The 15,566-nt window shown below is 37.3% G+C and carries 13 protein-coding genes; 4 read left to right on the forward strand and 9 right to left on the reverse strand.

Annotated features, from left to right (window positions below; translation table 11 throughout):
• Window positions 1-247 precede the first annotated feature (247 nt).
• Window positions 248-889: a protein-L-isoaspartate(D-aspartate) O-methyltransferase gene (locus tag H3Z82_RS00295; protein WP_182201880.1), complete on the forward strand. Its 642-nt coding sequence runs from the start codon at window positions 248-250 to the stop codon at window positions 887-889.
• A 7-nt stretch (window positions 890-896) separates the two neighbouring features.
• Here the strand turns inward: H3Z82_RS00295 and H3Z82_RS00300 are convergent, their stop codons facing one another.
• Entirely contained in the window at window positions 897-3,377 is a 2,481-nt protein-coding gene (locus tag H3Z82_RS00300) for a DUF5686 and carboxypeptidase regulatory-like domain-containing protein (RefSeq protein ID WP_182201881.1), read from the reverse strand.
• 276 nt (window positions 3,378-3,653) lie between these two features.
• Window positions 3,654-4,112: an SsrA-binding protein SmpB gene (smpB, locus tag H3Z82_RS00305; RefSeq protein ID WP_182201882.1), complete on the reverse strand. Its 459-nt coding sequence runs from the start codon at window positions 4,110-4,112 to the stop codon at window positions 3,654-3,656.
• 89 nt (window positions 4,113-4,201) lie between these two features.
• On the opposite strand from smpB, the gene H3Z82_RS00310 reads away from it, so the two are divergent.
• Window positions 4,202-4,966: a DUF6503 family protein gene (locus H3Z82_RS00310; RefSeq protein ID WP_235982192.1), complete on the forward strand. Its 765-nt coding sequence runs from the start codon at window positions 4,202-4,204 to the stop codon at window positions 4,964-4,966.
• Here the strand turns inward: H3Z82_RS00310 and H3Z82_RS00315 are convergent.
• The 5 genes from H3Z82_RS00315 to clpB form a co-directional block, all read right to left on the reverse strand.
• Window positions 4,959-5,468, reverse strand: a complete 510-nt coding sequence (locus H3Z82_RS00315; protein ID WP_182201883.1) for a SixA phosphatase family protein — start codon at window positions 5,466-5,468, stop codon at window positions 4,959-4,961. The genes H3Z82_RS00310 and H3Z82_RS00315 overlap by 8 nt on opposite strands.
• Before the next feature lie 22 nt (window positions 5,469-5,490).
• Window positions 5,491-6,189 (reverse strand): purine-nucleoside phosphorylase, encoded by a 699-nt coding sequence (deoD, locus tag H3Z82_RS00320; RefSeq protein ID WP_182201884.1) that lies wholly within the window; start codon window positions 6,187-6,189, stop codon window positions 5,491-5,493.
• Between the two features lie 35 nt (window positions 6,190-6,224).
• The gene (gene deoC, locus H3Z82_RS00325) at window positions 6,225-6,881 is read right to left on the reverse strand and encodes a deoxyribose-phosphate aldolase (RefSeq protein WP_182201885.1); all 657 of its coding nucleotides are present in this window, start codon (window positions 6,879-6,881) and stop codon (window positions 6,225-6,227) included.
• 332 nt (window positions 6,882-7,213) lie between these two features.
• Complete coding sequence (locus H3Z82_RS00330; RefSeq protein WP_182201886.1) at window positions 7,214-7,606, reverse strand: hypothetical protein; 393 nt, start codon at window positions 7,604-7,606, stop codon at window positions 7,214-7,216.
• 176 nt (window positions 7,607-7,782) lie between these two features.
• Window positions 7,783-10,395 carry an ATP-dependent chaperone ClpB gene (clpB, locus tag H3Z82_RS00335; protein ID WP_182201887.1) on the reverse strand — a complete coding sequence of 871 codons (2,613 nt, stop codon included), beginning with the start codon at window positions 10,393-10,395 and terminating at the stop codon, window positions 7,783-7,785.
• Between the two features lie 431 nt (window positions 10,396-10,826).
• Here clpB and ytxJ point away from each other — a divergent pair, with 431 nt between their 5' ends.
• Window positions 10,827-11,237 (forward strand): bacillithiol system redox-active protein YtxJ, encoded by a 411-nt coding sequence (gene ytxJ / locus H3Z82_RS00340; RefSeq protein WP_182201888.1) that lies wholly within the window; start codon window positions 10,827-10,829, stop codon window positions 11,235-11,237.
• Window positions 11,238-11,357: 120 nt separating this feature from the next.
• Here ytxJ and H3Z82_RS00345 read toward each other — a convergent pair whose 3' ends face one another.
• Complete coding sequence (locus tag H3Z82_RS00345) at window positions 11,358-12,539, reverse strand: hypothetical protein (protein WP_220459106.1); 1,182 nt, start codon at window positions 12,537-12,539, stop codon at window positions 11,358-11,360.
• A gap of 159 nt (window positions 12,540-12,698) precedes the next feature.
• Window positions 12,699-13,988 carry a fumarylacetoacetase gene (gene fahA / locus H3Z82_RS00350; RefSeq protein ID WP_182201889.1) on the reverse strand — a complete coding sequence of 430 codons (1,290 nt, stop codon included), beginning with the start codon at window positions 13,986-13,988 and terminating at the stop codon, window positions 12,699-12,701.
• A 243-nt stretch (window positions 13,989-14,231) separates the two neighbouring features.
• Here fahA and H3Z82_RS00355 point away from each other — a divergent pair, with 243 nt between their 5' ends.
• Window positions 14,232-15,503: a serine hydroxymethyltransferase gene (locus H3Z82_RS00355; protein WP_182201890.1), complete on the forward strand. Its 1,272-nt coding sequence runs from the start codon at window positions 14,232-14,234 to the stop codon at window positions 15,501-15,503.
• Window positions 15,504-15,566 lie beyond the last annotated feature (63 nt).

The following is a 15,566-nucleotide window of genomic DNA, read 5'->3' on the forward strand; positions in this document are numbered from 1 at the left end:
GCAGAAAAAAGGAAAATTAAAAGAGAAAAAGAAGGTCCGCCAGGCAACAGACGGCTAATGGTTATTGACTGAATATGGATGTTAAAACATAATAAACCTTTCTCTTCACGATGTAAGTTTTTCTGAGTAGACGATTTTGATTTGTAGTAGGCGTACTTGCTGGGGAGGGATAAAATGGGAATTTGGAATTTTTGATTTGTCTTTTGCTTTTTTTTAAAGTAGTTTAGCCAATAAACTTACCACCGCTTTGAAAGATACGTTTAAACATAAAGGCCTGAGACAGCAACTTGTTGAGGTTGTTAAGGATAAAGGAATTACTGATAAAAAAGTGCTACAGGCCATCGGTAAAATTCCACGTCATTTATTTATGGATTCCAGTTTTTTGGATCATGCGTACCAAGATAAGGCGTTTCCCATTGCGGCAGACCAAACCATTTCGCAACCCTACACGGTGGCATTTCAAACGGAGCTTATGCAAGTTAAGCCTGGAGATACGGTCCTGGAAATTGGTACAGGTAGTGGGTATCAAACAGCTGTTTTATGCGAATTAGGAGCTAAAGTCTATAGTATTGAGCGTCAATTGGAACTTTTTAAAATCACGAGTAAGTTTCTTCCAAAGCTTGGATACCGTCCTAAAAAACTTATTTTTGGCGACGGATACAAAGGTCTAAAAGAAGAAGCTCCTTTTGATAGTATTATCGTTACTGCCGGGGCACCTTTTGTTCCGAAACCACTAATGAGTCAGCTTAAAATTGGAGGCCGATTGGTAATCCCAGTTGGAGACCAGGTGCAGACTATGACCTTGTTCATCAGAAATGGCCCAAAAGATTTTGAAAAGCATGAATACGGCGAATTTCGATTTGTACCGCTTTTAGAGGATAAAAACTAACCGTTTCTTATTCGATGATATTCAAAAACTTTAATCCGAAAATCACCGCATCGCCTTGATAACCATGTTGGTAGGAGCGCACATAGTCCACACGTAAAAACCTGAATTTCTTAAAGCCTATATTGTCAATTCCAATTGAATACTCCTGATAAGGTTTGATATTCTCTGTAGCAAAGGCATGTGCGCCAATTACTAGGTTATAATTGAGCTTATTTAATAATGGCACGCGACTTAAAAGAAGTCCTTTAAAGTCATGTTCGACGTGCATTTCAAAATAAGAAGAATTTGTACTCAAAGCATAATATGGTAGGTTGTTGAATACATTAAGATAATTGCTGGAAGTGCCAACATGGGTTTGGTTACCATTGGGATGATAATAGTCCATAAGTCCAATATCCTCTGCATTAAAAAACGTGCCTGCTTTTAGGTTATATTTAAAATTGCCTTTATTGCCTAAATTAAAACTTTGGGTTAATCTTGCCTTGAACTTATCAAAATTATACTGTTTTTCTGAGGCTGCAAATCCTTTTTCATACCCTATATACAACGTCGGATATTTACTGTTTGGGATATTGATCTTACTATCGGGATAGCTCATATATTCTTGCCCAAAATTAAAACGCGTGTTCAGGTTGAACTTTAAAAGTTGATGTGTTTCAAAAGCCGGAATGCCATAAATATTTGGATTTTGCGGATCATTACTGGAATAAACATCGTTTTTATCGTTGAAAAACACTTGGTCTGTCGTGTTGAATAGTGATTTTCTGCGCTCGTAGGCCAAGGTGCTATAGATGTTAAAACCATTAGTAATTTCTTGTGTGTAACCAGCCTGAGCGAAGCTTTTATCATAAATCTTCATGAAATTATTCTCAAAAAACAAGGAGCTCACGGAGTTGATCAATGGCGAAATAGGCTGGGCATCATTGAACTGTTGGGTTTCAACACCACCGGATAGCATTAAAAATGGCGATTTGATATTATTGAATTTATAGATAAAAGAAGCTGTACCTCTCAAGCGGTCATCTGATATGCCATACTGTAAAGAGGCGTTGGCTGAGAGGTAACGACGGTATTCATCCTGGTTTTTTCGGTAATAAAAGTTCAGTTTGGAATTATAGCCTTGAACGGTATTAAACTGAAAGTCGGAGAGTGGTGAGCTATATCCAATGGACCAATCTTCAAAAGAGTTTCGGTAACTGTATCCAAAGAGAAGGTTTTGAATTTTGAACCTGTTGTTTTTGGCATCAATAGAGTCTAAATAAGGTTTTGACTCCCTAACGGTTTGAATACTGTCTTTAAGTAAATAATCACCTATCTCTTCATCTGTTAAAGGAACTGGCCTGAAGCGGTTCCAATAGGTGGAATCTTTTTTATTGGCACTATCACCAAATGATAAGATTTCCTTTCCAAATGATTTCTTGGTCACCTCAGTAGAAAAATCATAATTGCTATACACTGCGGTGTACCGTCCATCACCTTGAAATCCGAAAAGGGAATAACTGAATTCAATACCTTGTGAAATCATAACCCAGAGTTGATCAATATCTGAATAGGAAAAATTTTGCTTGATGGTAATGACTTCGGCTGGCGGGATTTGTGCCTGAACGCCAGTAATTGCTAATTCTAAAGCGTAAACCGTCCACTGATGCTCCACTATATAAATACTTCCTGAGAAAATCCGGTCATTTTCACGCTTAGGAATGACCTTAATTTTGTTGATAAGATTGCCCTTGTCGTCATAAAAAACGCCTTCCAGTTTATAGTCATAATAATTAAAAGCATAATCGGCAATTGGGGAGATAATTTGATTGCCGAGGTCAATGGTATTATTGTAAAAATTGAAATCCACATCACTGGCAGTATTGAAACTGAATCCGTTATTGTCGCCACTTACTTTTGATGCGATAATTTTTTCTTTCAGTTTATCGGGTCGCAGGTATTCAATTTCCGAAATGGTTTCTGATAGATACAAAATACCACTTCTTGTAGAATCCAATCCCACCATAAAATCATCCAATTCCTGACCAAAGAATTTTTCAGGTACATTTTTTATCCGAATCAAACCACGGGAATAAAAGTTGGCCTTGAAAGCATTTATTTTTTCTAAATTTACTTGTCGTGATGCAATCGCTTTTCGCATAATAATATCCGCCGGATTTTCATCAGTATTGATCACCACCTCATTCAATGAGATTTGTTCTTCGGCAAGAGTAGCATTTAAAGTGTATGGAAATTTCGCGATTTCTATCTCTTTCTTTACTGTTTTATAACCCAAAAACTGAAACACAATGGTGTAGGTAGCTGGTGTATTTAGGTTGAGTTCGTAGTAGCCTTCATCGTTACTGGTAGTGCCGGTAAATGTGTTTTCTATATAAATGTTAACAAAAGGAAGCGCCGCGTTATTCTGGTCGGTAATATGTCCTTTGATTTGAGAAAACGCCTGAAAACTAATTAGAACAATAATGAAAGAGAGTAAGTTTTTAGTCATAAAGTTTGGGTTCTAATGCTATAGACGCAATTGTTCCACCTATGGTTTTTACTGGCAGAAGCTTGCTCAGATCAATAAACCACTTCATTATTTAAAATTTGTGGATTACCAGAAAGAGTCTTGGCTTAAATGGTTGCCTATGAGCATTTCAAACTTAACTATAAAAACTACTGATGATTGTTATAACAATCTTAAATAATTGATTGTTTTTTAGCTATTTAATTTTAAAACTTAGTGTGATTATTGGGATCTATAAAAATACTATTTATGCCATGTTTAGCTATATATCTTCTTGATCCGATCTAAATTGCGCTTATTGTCACGGTCTCTTATGGTGTTACGCTTGTCATAAAGTTTTTTACCTTTCCCTAATGCTATTTCCAATTTCGCAAATCCTCTATCATTGATAAACAACCGTAACGGAACAATGGAATAACCTTTAATTTGAACGTCCTTTTGAAGCGATTTGAGTTCTCTTTTGTTCAGTAGTAATTTGCGTTCGGCTTTTGGCCTATGGTTGTTGTAGTTACCAAAGGCATACTCTTCAATATTCATGTTGATTACAAAGAGCTCGCCTTTTTCATTAAACTCACAAAAACTTTCAGCAATAGAGGCTTTACTGTTTCTAATGGATTTTATTTCTGTACCTGTCAAAACAATACCAGCCACATATTTATCCAATAATTCATATTGAAAACGTGCTTTTCTGTTTTTTATGTTGATGTGTTTCTGCATAAGAAGCCAAAGGTAAAACATTTAAGATAACTTTTGAGGAAGACCCATCTGTAATCTTTAAATTTACTCATTCAATTTAAATAAAAAGTATGTTTCGAAGTGTATTGATTTTGGCCATTTTGTTTTTGTTATATAATTGTAAGGAAGATGCATCTCAAGAGCGTACAACGGCATCACCTGAAGACATCATCAAAAAATCCATTGAAGTTGCGGGCGGAGATTTGTTTGACCACTCCGATATCAATTTTGATTTTAGGGACATTCATTATAGAGCCCTTCGAAATCAGGGCAGATATGAGTTGACGCGTCATTTTGAGGATTCACTTTCCGAAGTAAAGGATGTTTTGAGTAATTCTGGATTTGAGCGTTTCCGGGACGATAAAAAAATATCTTTGTCTGATTCTCTCACCTCCTTGTATAGTAATTCAGTTAATTCAGTCCATTATTTTTCTGTACTGCCTTATAGTTTGGACGGAAAGGCGGTGCACCATAATTATTTGGAATTAAAAACTATTAATGGGAGGGACTATCATAAAATAAAAGTTACGTTTTCTGAAGAGGGTGGTGGTGAAGATTTTGATGACGTATTCATCTATTGGATTGATAAAGATTCTTTTTATATAGATTATTTGGCCTATTCATTTAAGGAAATTGATGACAGTTTGGGATTTCGGTTTAGGGAAGCCTATAATGCAAGGAACATCAAAAACCTACGTTTTGTAGATTATAAAAACTATAAGCCTGTTACACCCAGTGCCGCTATTGAAGTCTTAGATGATATGTTTATGACAGATCAACTACAACTTCTTTCAAAAATAGAACTCGAGAATATTCAGGTGGATATACTTAATTAATCGTCAGCAACATATCGGAAGAAACGCCGTCAATAATTGTGATAATAAAAAGATTGCCGTTGTTGGTATCTTCAATATCATTGTACTTTTCATGCCCAATCACGTTATTCACAAAATCTGGTATGGTATTGCTATGGCCAACAACTAAAATTGTTTTGCCTTTTGTGGCTTTTATAAAAGTGTCATCATAACTGTTGGTTACAGGGTAAGTATTGATTTCCAGTCGATTATTATCAGCAGTTGGTTGCGCAGTTTCTTTGGTTCTGTTGAAGTTTGTGGAATATATGGCGTCAAAAGGAACATTTTGAAAGATGATGCTCCAATTTTGTGCTCTCTGATGGCCTTCTTCTGTTAAATGGGCATCCTTTTCTGTGGGATCACTACGGTCTTTTTCGGCGTGACGAATAAAATAATAGGTTGTGATTTCGGAATGCGTTTCTTCTTGTGCAAATGCATTAGTTGCCAACAAGGTGACACAAATAATGATGAGGTAGCGTATCATAAGATCTATGTTTATGAATTGTTTAGGCCAACTCCAAGGCGATTTCAATCATCTCCTTAAAGGTGGTTTCTCTTTCCAATGTCGTGGTACGTTCTCCAGTTACCAAGGAATCTGATATCGTCAGAATGCTTAACGCATTGACATTGTGTTTGGCAGCAACGGTATAAAGACCGGCTGTTTCCATTTCAACACAAAGGATCCTGAATTTTGACCATTTTTTATAAGATTCAAAATCGTCAGCATAAAACTCATCACTCGTCAGTATATTTCCTGCCTTTATGGGTATGTTCTTAGCTTTTGCGATGTCAACTGCTTTTTGAAACAAACCAAAATCTGCCGTCGGGGCGTAGTCTGCACCTTCAAAACGCAGTACATTGATGCCAGAAGTTGAGGACGCGGCCATGGCTAAAACAATGTCCCTTAATTTTACATCTTTTTGATAGGACCCCGCGCTTCCCACTCTTATCAGGTTTTTAACATCATACTCTGTTATCAGTTCATGGGCATAAATAGAGATGCTGGGCACACCCATTCCAGTGCCCATAGTAGAAATAGATTGTCCTTGATAAGTGCCGGTATAACCAAGCATACCCCTAACATTATTAAAGCGTTTAGGGTTATCAAAAAATGTTTCGGCAATCCATTTTGCTCTTAATGGATCTCCCGGAAGAAGGATGGTTTCAGCAATCTCTCCTTTTTTAGCTTCAATATGTACACTCATGGAATTGTTTTAATTCCTAAAGATAAAAATTAAAATCAAGCTGTTGCTATTTTATCATTCATCATTGCAACTCCAGATGAAGTTCCAATTCTATCTGCACCCGCATCGATATATTTCAGGGCAGTTTCGCGGTCTCTTATACCTCCGGAAGCTTTTATTTTTGCCTGATCCCGAACTGTTTTTTTGATGATTTTTACAGCGGTCAAGGTAGCGCCGCTTTTTGAAAATCCGGTTGAGGTTTTTATAAAATCAACTTTAGCATCCAAACATATCTCACAAATCTTTACGATCTCGTTTTTAGAAAGTTCGCTAATTTCAATAATAACTTTCAACGGTGTTTTGCCAATAGCATTCTTAACATCTGAAATGTCCTTAAAAACAGCAACATAGTTTTTGCTTCTGAGATATCCGATATTAATAACCATATCAATCTCATCGGCTCCTTCGTTTACAGCATTTTTAGCTTCAAAGACTTTAGCCTCTGTAGCCATGGCACCCAACGGAAATCCGACAACGGTTACAACTTTTACGGCTGTTTTAGAAAGTAATTGTTTGGCTAAGGCAACATAGGAACTGTTGACACAAACCGCATAGAATTCATATTTCTTTGCTTCATTGCATAAATCGATAATTTGCCTTTCAGTAGTGCTTGGTTTTAAAAGCGTATGGTCTATATATTGATTGATGATCATAAGTGTTTTATAGGTTAAGTGTCGTAAAAGTACGATAAACGGTTGTCTCTTTAAAGTAAATTACCGTTTATTAGACGAACGGTTAACAATTTAATTTTACAAATCCATTAATTAGCTTTGTTTGAGATTAATAGGATTTTCAAACATTAAACGCCAATGTCGCCATATTATTTACGTTTGAATTCATTAAAAAGACTACCAAAAATTTATATATGACTTCCATTTATAAAATGATTAACCTTCTGTAGCATCTTTCCTTTTCAATGGGCTTTTGAAGGCTCCTCCTGTCTCTATAAAGAAAAATCATTTCTTATTTGTGCTATATGCACTGACTATTCTGATTTGTTTTCCATATTGGTCATGATATTCTGCACCCAAACGATGGCATTTGTTAAGTTATCAAAAATCTCATAAGGCTTGTTGAAAAATTCCTGCTCGTATTCTGCATTTCTACGCATGAGCCCAGTTTTAGGGATAATGGCAATGGCAATAAGGTTTGGAATCTTTTCGGCCTCGGGATAAATTAATGGGTTTACTGAATAAGACTTTACTCGATTGGAAATGTATACCATATTTTTTCCGCTGAAATGTTCTTGAACAATCTTATTGAGAATATCATTATGATGGGGCTCTATAACCACAGCTTCTTTAACTTGGTTAATAATGAAACCATCAAATATAAAGACTTCACTATCCTCAAAATTGTAATACTTGATAATCCCCATTCGATTCTGTTTAACTTGATAAACGTTAATTTACAACTTCGATGGCGTTTTAATTGACTCATTTGAAAAAAAACAGCACTCATCTTTTTAAAGACTTGTGCTGTTTCTAACCAACCAATTATTATGAAAAATCCTCTCGGACTTTTAAACGCCGACATTCAAGATGCCAACGTTTGCTATTTCTGGACCTCGTCCACCAATTGGTCTTGGTTTCTGAAGACCAGTTTGTTGTTAAATGAATCCAACAAGACAATACTATCTGTGGTAATATGACCCGCAAGTAATTCTTTACTCAACTCATTTAATACTTCCTTCTGAATGACACGTTTAACAGGTCTGGCGCCATACTCAGGATTGTAACCTTTCTCAGCTAAATATGCAATGGCCTCATCGGTAGCGTCAAAGGTGATGCCTTGATTGTCCAACATTCGTGTCAAGCCTTTCAGCTGCAACTCTACAATATCAATAATATTTTGTTTTGATAATGGAGTAAACATAATAATATCGTCAATTCTATTTAAGAACTCCGGACGTACATTCTGTTTTAATAATCCCAAAACTTCAAGCTTAGCCGATTCTACAGCCGTATCAATATCCTTTGCCGCTTCAAAACGTTGCTGGATGATGTCACTCCCCATATTGGAAGTCATGATAATGATGGTGTTTTTGAAATCGGCCACTCGGCCTTTATTATCCGTCAAGTGGCCTTCATCTAAAACCTGTAATAAAATATTAAACGTGTCTGGGTGTGCTTTCTCTATTTCGTCAAGCAGTACCACAGAATACGGTTTTCTTCTCACAGCTTCTGTTAATTGCCCACCTTCATCATAACCAACATATCCAGGAGGTGCGCCAATCAATCGGCTAACACTGTGACGTTCTTGGTATTCACTCATGTCAATTCGGGTCATGGCAGCCTCATCATCAAAAAGATATTCTGCCAAAGCTTTTGCCAGCTCTGTTTTTCCAACCCCAGTGGTTCCTAAAAACAGAAATGTTCCGATGGGTTTTTGAGGGTTCTGCAGTCCGGCGCGACTTCTCCTTACGGCATCACTCACAGCTATTATAGCTTCTTCTTGACCAATGACACGCTTATGCAGTTCATCTTCCAATTTTAGAAGCTTTTCTCTGTCACTTTGTAGCATTTTTGTTACAGGAATCCCTGTCCATTTGGCTACAACCTCTGCAATATCCTCATAAGTTACTTCTTCTTTAATTAATGAGCTCCCCGATTGGTTGGCCTGTAATTCCTTCTGAAGTTTCTCAAGTTCCTCTTGGGCTTCTTTGATTTTTCCGTAGCGAATTTCAGCTACTTTGCCGTAATCTCCTTCACGTTCAGCACGTTCTGCTTCAAGTTTAAAATTTTCAATGTCGGATTTAGCGATTTGAATATTGTCTACAACTTCTTTTTCACTCATCCACTTGGCATTCATTTCATTGCGTTCTTCTTTAATGTTGGCAAGTTCAGAACGTAAATTCTGTAGTTTGCTTTCATCTTTTTCACGCTTAATGGCCTCGATTTCAATTTCCAACTGCATAACCTTTCTGTCTAATACATCGAGTTCTTCTGGTTTGGAATTGATTTCCATTCGTAGTTTAGAAGCCGCTTCATCCATCAGGTCAATAGCTTTGTCCGGTAAAAATCTGTTGGTAATATACCGTTCAGATAACTCTACGGCACCTATAATGGCCTCATCTTTAATACGTACTTTATGATGGGTTTCATATTTCTCCTTTATCCCTCGTAGAATTGAAATGGCACTTTCAGTATCTGGCTCGTCTACCATTACTCTTTGAAAACGACGCTCTAAGGCTTTGTCTTTCTCAAAATATTTCTGATATTCATCGAGTGTCGTTGCTCCAATGGCGCGTAACTCTCCTCTTGCTAAAGCTGGCTTTAAAATGTTTGCCGCATCCATGGCGCCTTGCCCGCCTCCTGCACCAACAAGCGTATGGATCTCGTCAATAAATAATACAATATCACCATCACTTGAGGTGACTTCTTTGATAACGGCTTTTAAACGCTCTTCAAATTCACCTTTGTACTTGGCACCCGCAATAAGCGCTCCCATGTCTAAAGCAAACACCTGCTTGTCTTTTAAGTTCTCAGGAACGTCTCCATCGATAATACGATGGGCTAAGCCTTCCGCAATAGCTGTTTTACCTGTACCCGGTTCTCCTACAAGAATTGGGTTGTTTTTGGTGCGACGTGAAAGGATTTGTAAAATTCTTCTTATTTCCTCGTCACGGCCGATCACCGGATCCAAACGACCATCCTTGGCCATTTGGTTGAGATTCTTTGCGTATTTGTTCAGAGAATTATAAGTGTCTTCTTGGCTTTGTGAAGTGACGCGATCGCCCTGACGCAATTCGTCAATGCCAGCAGTAAGTGCCTTTTCAGTAACGCCTTGATCTTTGAGCATTTGCGCTATTTTGCTGTCTGATTTAAAAACAGCCAAAAGTAAATGCTCGACAGAAACATAGTCATCCTTCATCTTCTTAGCGATAATAGAGGCTTCATTCAGCGCTTTATTCGCCTCTCTGGAAAGCATGATGTCGCCACCAGATACCTTCGGAAAACTCTCCAATTGCTTGTCTAAAGTCTGTTCTAAAAGATTCATATTGACATTTAGTTTTTTTAGAAGAAATGGCAATACGTTTTCGTCAACTACAGAAATGGCTTTAAAAATATGCTCATTTTCTATCTGTTGATGGCCATAACCTTGAGCAAGCTGTTGCGCGTGCTGGATGGCCTCCTGTGATTTTATGGTATAATTATTAAAGTTCATAATATATGGCCCGTTTAATCGGGTAAATGTTTTTACGTTAGTTTTTTATTTTATATGTTCTCCTCCTTAATTGGAGATATGTTTGATTAAATTTGTTGTTGTTTTCATTCTGTATTTCAATTACCTTACCAAGCTATAAAGCACGACAAAATGTCGCTTAACGCCAATAGTAGCGTGACGTTTCGTCAGTTTGTAAGGGGTTTGGCTTATCATCGACTGTTGTATAAAGTTATTTAAAATTTGGGTGAGTAAAGTGACATTTAGAATAATTTTAACGCCCAAGTAAGTGATGGTTTGAGATAATCAATTTACGATTGCAGAATGTAAAGTTTTTGGATAATGTAGAAAGAACAAAGCATACAAGACTGATTGATCAAACGAGAGTTCATTTAAACAAATAAATCATAACACAAAAAATAAATACTACTTACATGGGACTATTTAATAAATTATTCGGTGCTAATTCAGATTCGACAACCGGTTCGGATCAACCAAAACAAGATAACGAAACACCTTGGATCAACTTAAATACTGTTGAGCAATTGGATGCCATTGTAGAAAAATCCTCAACTAAACCACAATTTATATTTAAGCATTCCACAAGATGTGGTATCAGCAGAATGGTTATTGGTCAATTTAAGGGAGGCTATCAGTTTTCTGAAAACCAAGCCGACCTGTATTATTTAGATTTACTGGCCCACAGACCAGTATCCAATGCAATTGCTGAAAGATTTCAAGTGATGCACCAATCGCCACAATTACTTGTGGTTAAGAATGGGGTAGTGGTAGCCCATGAAAGTCATAGTGGGATTAATGCTATGGATTTAGGGAAGTTTGTTTAATTTGTAGTATCAGTGTAGCGAAACAGTGCGAGGAATGAAATGATGGTTAAAGTCGCAATTCACCTTATGAGATATTGAGCATAAAAAACTCCTAAAAATTTATTTTAGGAGTTTTTCATTTTAATGCCTTATTTTATAAGAACTGATAATCTGCTTTAACTGCAGTTTCAAGTCTTCGCCAGTATCATACACCATATCAGCATTGGAAGGAAAGCGCAAGCGTCTATTGCGCAAAAGTTCCCGGTCCTGAGCATTCAGTGCGCGCTCATCACCTTTTATGGTGGCAAAGAAGTTTTCAAAGACAAATTCGCTATCAATTGGAAAGACATCCAAGGTTTGATTGTTTTTTAAGTCCATATAAACAACATCCGCAAGAATTTGAGTCGATTTGAATTGGTGATATTCATTAAATTGGGCTCTTATATTGATAATGTTATCAATTTTGATGTCATTTCCTAAACTGTCTTTAACCACGTTTCCTTTTCTATCCTTTTGATACTTCCAGCCATCTACAATTTGTCTCTCTCTAAGCGATTGCTTTTCATTAAATTTTTCCGGTGAAATATTGATGCGTTTTAATTGTAAAGCCATGGCATAGTCATAATCTATTCGATTATCAGGAAGGGCATGGTAAACCGTCCAAAACTGATTCAATCCATAGGTATCAAAGTTCAATAGATCATCCTCCAAGCGCTTTGGAATGATTTGATCGGTCTGATTTTCAATCGTCACAATCACATAGTCAGAACCAAGATTATGGGCTTCCTCCATTAAATGACGAACGTCTTTATATTTTGGGTTAATACGATCTATATACTGAAATGTGTGGTAGGCCTCTTTTAGATCTTGTTTGTTATTTGAGTCCATTAGTGCCAATCCAGTATCGTACAGATACGCAGAAACTTCGTTGCGGGACTGTGCAATAACATGAGAGTAATCTTTAAAATCTAAACGGAGCGGCTTATTATGAATTTGTAAGGGTAAGATGGGCTTGATTTTTTCCTGACGTGAATTCAATTTGAGGTAGGTTTCATAAATAGCCTTATAATGTTCTGGATTTCCGTCCTTCCTAAGATGTTTAATCGTATTTAAATCGCGCTCGACTGCCTTTTCAAAGGCGTTTTTGAGCATGACCACAAAGTCCTGTTTGCGTTCTTTATTTTTGTTGTTCTCAAGTTTTCTTAAGGCATCTTCAATGGCCAGATCATAATTTCCAGAATGAAGTGCTTTCTCAATCTGTTTTTTTCCACTACAAGAAACAAGTAATAGAATGATTACACTGAAACGTAGTTTTGCTATCATAAATCTGGTGTTTAAATTGTTAAAGTTAAAGGATTCCAACTTACATGCCAAATGTGAAAAAAATAGAAATTGGAAGCGGGGAGATAGAAGGGAATGGAAAAAAAAAGCACGAAAATCAGTGCCTACCAACCTTCGTGCTTCAATTTTCAAGATTTTAACTTATTTTTTCTTCTGATTATAAATCGGCAGTAATTGTGTGGAAACCTCTCCAAATCCAATTCTGGTACCGTCTTTTTCACAGTGCCCTCTCATGATAACGGTATCGTAATCATTAATAAACTTACGTTCCGTGCCATCTTTCATTTTTAAGGGCTTTTCACCTCTCCAGGTCAATTCTAACATAGACCCGTAAGAATCTTCTGTTGGTCCAGAAATGGTGCCGCTGCCCATCATATCACCTGAGTTGATAGGACAACCATTAATAGTATGATGTGCCAATTGTTGGGACATATTCCAATACATATATTTAAAGTTGGATTTGCTCACAATGGTTTCTTTAGCATCTTTTGGACGTATTGCAACTTCTAAACTGATATCGTAGCCTTTTTTGCCTTTCGATTTTAAATATGGTAATAGCGGTTTGATGGGTTTCGGACTTTCTACTTTAAAAGGCTCTAGGGCGTCAAGTGTAACAATCCAAGGCGACATGGAAGATGCAAAACTTTTTGCCAAGAATGGTCCTAAGGGCACATATTCCCATTTTTGGATATCTCGAGCAGACCAGTCGTTAAAAAGAACCAAGCCAAAAATGTACTCTTCTGCCTCATTGACTGGGATCGATTCGCCCAAATCGTTGGCGTCAGTAGTAATAAAAGCCATTTCCAATTCAAAGTCGATCAATTTTGACGGACCGAAAACAGGTTCAGTAGCACCATCTGGCAAGGTCTGCCCCTGTGGTCTGTGGACCGGAATTCCAGATGGAATAATCGAGGAGCTGCGGCCATGGTAGCCAACAGGGATATGCAACCAATTTGGCATCAAAGCATTGTCAGCACCTCTGAACATGGTCCCAACATTGGTGGCATGCTCAAGGCTCGAATAAAAATCGGTATAATCACCCACCTGAACTGGCAATTGCATTTCTATTTCATCCAATCTAAAACAGACAATTTCTTTATGTTTAAGATTGTTTTTTAATGCGGTATTATTACTGTCAAAAATATCAGCGATTCTATTTCTTACGGCACGCCATGTTTTACGGCCATCAGCTATAAAATCATTTAGGGTATCCTGAAGAAAAATATCATCAGTCAACGGAATGCCTTCAAAATAACCTAATTGGTGTAGTGCCCCAAGATCAATGGCTGTATCGCCAATTCGCGTCCCAATGGTAATGATATCGTCTCGTGTTAAAAAAACCCCAAAAGGGATGTTCTGTATAGGAAAATCGGAGTTCTTTCCCACGTGAAGCCACGACGTACGATCGGGGTTATTTGCTGATATAGACATAGTTTTGCAATTAATTTGTTTTATATTAAATCTATTCAAACCTACATATTTTTTTTAATTTACAAACAAAAAAAGACTTAAAGTTATGTTGTTTTTGAGGAAATCAAAATTCCATAAAATTCAGATGAATAATTCTTTTTTTGGCCTAATTAACTATTGTATTTAGTATTTTTGGGGAAATTTGTGAAGATATTATTAAGAATAAAATTCCCAGCTTTGCGGGAGTGATTAAAAATTTAATTTATGCAACGTGACCAACAAATATTTGAGCTTATAGAAGCTGAAAAAGAGAGACAGTTAAACGGTTTGGAACTTATTGCTTCAGAAAACTTTGTAAGCAATCAGGTAATGGAAGCTGCCGGATCAGTATTAACCAATAAATACGCCGAAGGCTACCCGGGAAAACGCTATTATGGCGGTTGTGAAATTGTAGATGAGGTTGAGCAGTTGGCCATTGATCGTGCTAAAGCTCTATTTGGCGCTGAATATGCCAATGTGCAGCCACATTCGGGAAGTCAGGCAAATACTGCTGTATATTCAATGTGCTTAAAGCCTGGCGATAAAATTCTTGGTTTTGATCTGTCGCATGGTGGGCATTTGACTCACGGGTCTCCAGTAAATTTTTCAGGAAAACTCTATAGTCCTTCTTTTTACGGTGTAGATAAGGCTACTGGTTTGATTGATTATAATCATTTGGAAGATACCGCCAAAAAGGAAAAACCAAAAATGATCATAGCCGGAGCTTCAGCTTATTCACGTGATATGGATTTTAAAGCTTTCAGGCAGGTTGCTGACCAAGTTGGTGCTGTTTTGATGGCAGATATTGCCCATCCTGCAGGATTAATAGCCAAGGGCATTTTAAATGATCCAATGCCACATTGCCATATTGTGACCACAACAACCCACAAGACATTAAGAGGTCCGAGAGGGGGGATGATCATGATGGGCGCAGATTTTGAGAACCCATTTGGAAAGAAAACGGCAAAGGGTAACTTAAGAATGATGTCTTCGTTATTGGATTCTGGTGTTTTTCCAGGAAATCAAGGAGGGCCATTGGAGCATATCATTGCTGCTAAGGCCATTGCATTTGGTGAGGCCTTGACCGATGATTTTATGCAGTATATGTTGCAAGTTAAGAAAAATGCTGCTGCCATGGCAAAGGCCTTTGTAGCTAAGGATTATCATATCATTTCTGGAGGAACGGACAACCACATGATGTTGATTGATTTGCGAAATAAAAACTTAACCGGTAAAGCTGCCGAAGAAGCCTTGACAAAGGCCGATATTACGGTAAATAAAAATATGGTCCCTTTTGACGATAAATCGCCATTTGTAACTTCCGGTATTAGAATTGGAACTGCAGCGGTGACGACCAGAGGCTTGAAAGAGGTGGATATGTCAACCATTGTCGATTTGATTGATGAGGTTTTAAATAACCACGATGATGAGACCAAATTGGATGCTGTTGCGAAAAAAGTGAATGAAATGATGAAAGGGAAACCTTTGTTTTCGTAGGTCAGTTATCTGATTGTCAATCCAACCTGAAAGTCCCAATACTTAGTGAGACTTTCAGGTTTT

Source organism: Gelidibacter maritimus (assembly GCF_014062315.1).
Classification (GTDB): Bacteria; Bacteroidota; Bacteroidia; order Flavobacteriales; family Flavobacteriaceae; genus Gelidibacter; species Gelidibacter maritimus.

What these genes read in the sequence shown, in the direction of transcription:
- H3Z82_RS00300 (WP_182201881.1), bottom strand. Translation starts at nt 3,377, where the DNA reads ATGACTAAAAACTTACTCTCTTTCATTATTGTTCTAATTAGTTTTCAG.
- smpB (WP_182201882.1), bottom strand. Translation starts at nt 4,112, where the DNA reads ATGCAGAAACACATCAACATAAAAAACAGAAAAGCACGTTTTCAATAT.
- H3Z82_RS00310 (WP_235982192.1), top strand. Translation starts at nt 4,202, where the DNA reads ATGTTTCGAAGTGTATTGATTTTGGCCATTTTGTTTTTGTTATATAAT.
- H3Z82_RS00315 (WP_182201883.1), bottom strand. Translation starts at nt 5,468, where the DNA reads ATGATACGCTACCTCATCATTATTTGTGTCACCTTGTTGGCAACTAAT.
- deoD (WP_182201884.1), bottom strand. Translation starts at nt 6,189, where the DNA reads ATGAGTGTACATATTGAAGCTAAAAAAGGAGAGATTGCTGAAACCATC.
- deoC (WP_182201885.1), bottom strand. Translation starts at nt 6,881, where the DNA reads ATGATCATCAATCAATATATAGACCATACGCTTTTAAAACCAAGCACT.
- H3Z82_RS00330 (WP_182201886.1), bottom strand. Translation starts at nt 7,606, where the DNA reads ATGGGGATTATCAAGTATTACAATTTTGAGGATAGTGAAGTCTTTATA.
- clpB (WP_182201887.1), bottom strand. Translation starts at nt 10,395, where the DNA reads ATGAACTTTAATAATTATACCATAAAATCACAGGAGGCCATCCAGCAC.
- ytxJ (WP_182201888.1), top strand. Translation starts at nt 10,827, where the DNA reads ATGGGACTATTTAATAAATTATTCGGTGCTAATTCAGATTCGACAACC.
- H3Z82_RS00345 (WP_220459106.1), bottom strand. Translation starts at nt 12,539, where the DNA reads ATGATAGCAAAACTACGTTTCAGTGTAATCATTCTATTACTTGTTTCT.
- fahA (WP_182201889.1), bottom strand. Translation starts at nt 13,988, where the DNA reads ATGTCTATATCAGCAAATAACCCCGATCGTACGTCGTGGCTTCACGTG.
- H3Z82_RS00355 (WP_182201890.1), top strand. Translation starts at nt 14,232, where the DNA reads ATGCAACGTGACCAACAAATATTTGAGCTTATAGAAGCTGAAAAAGAG.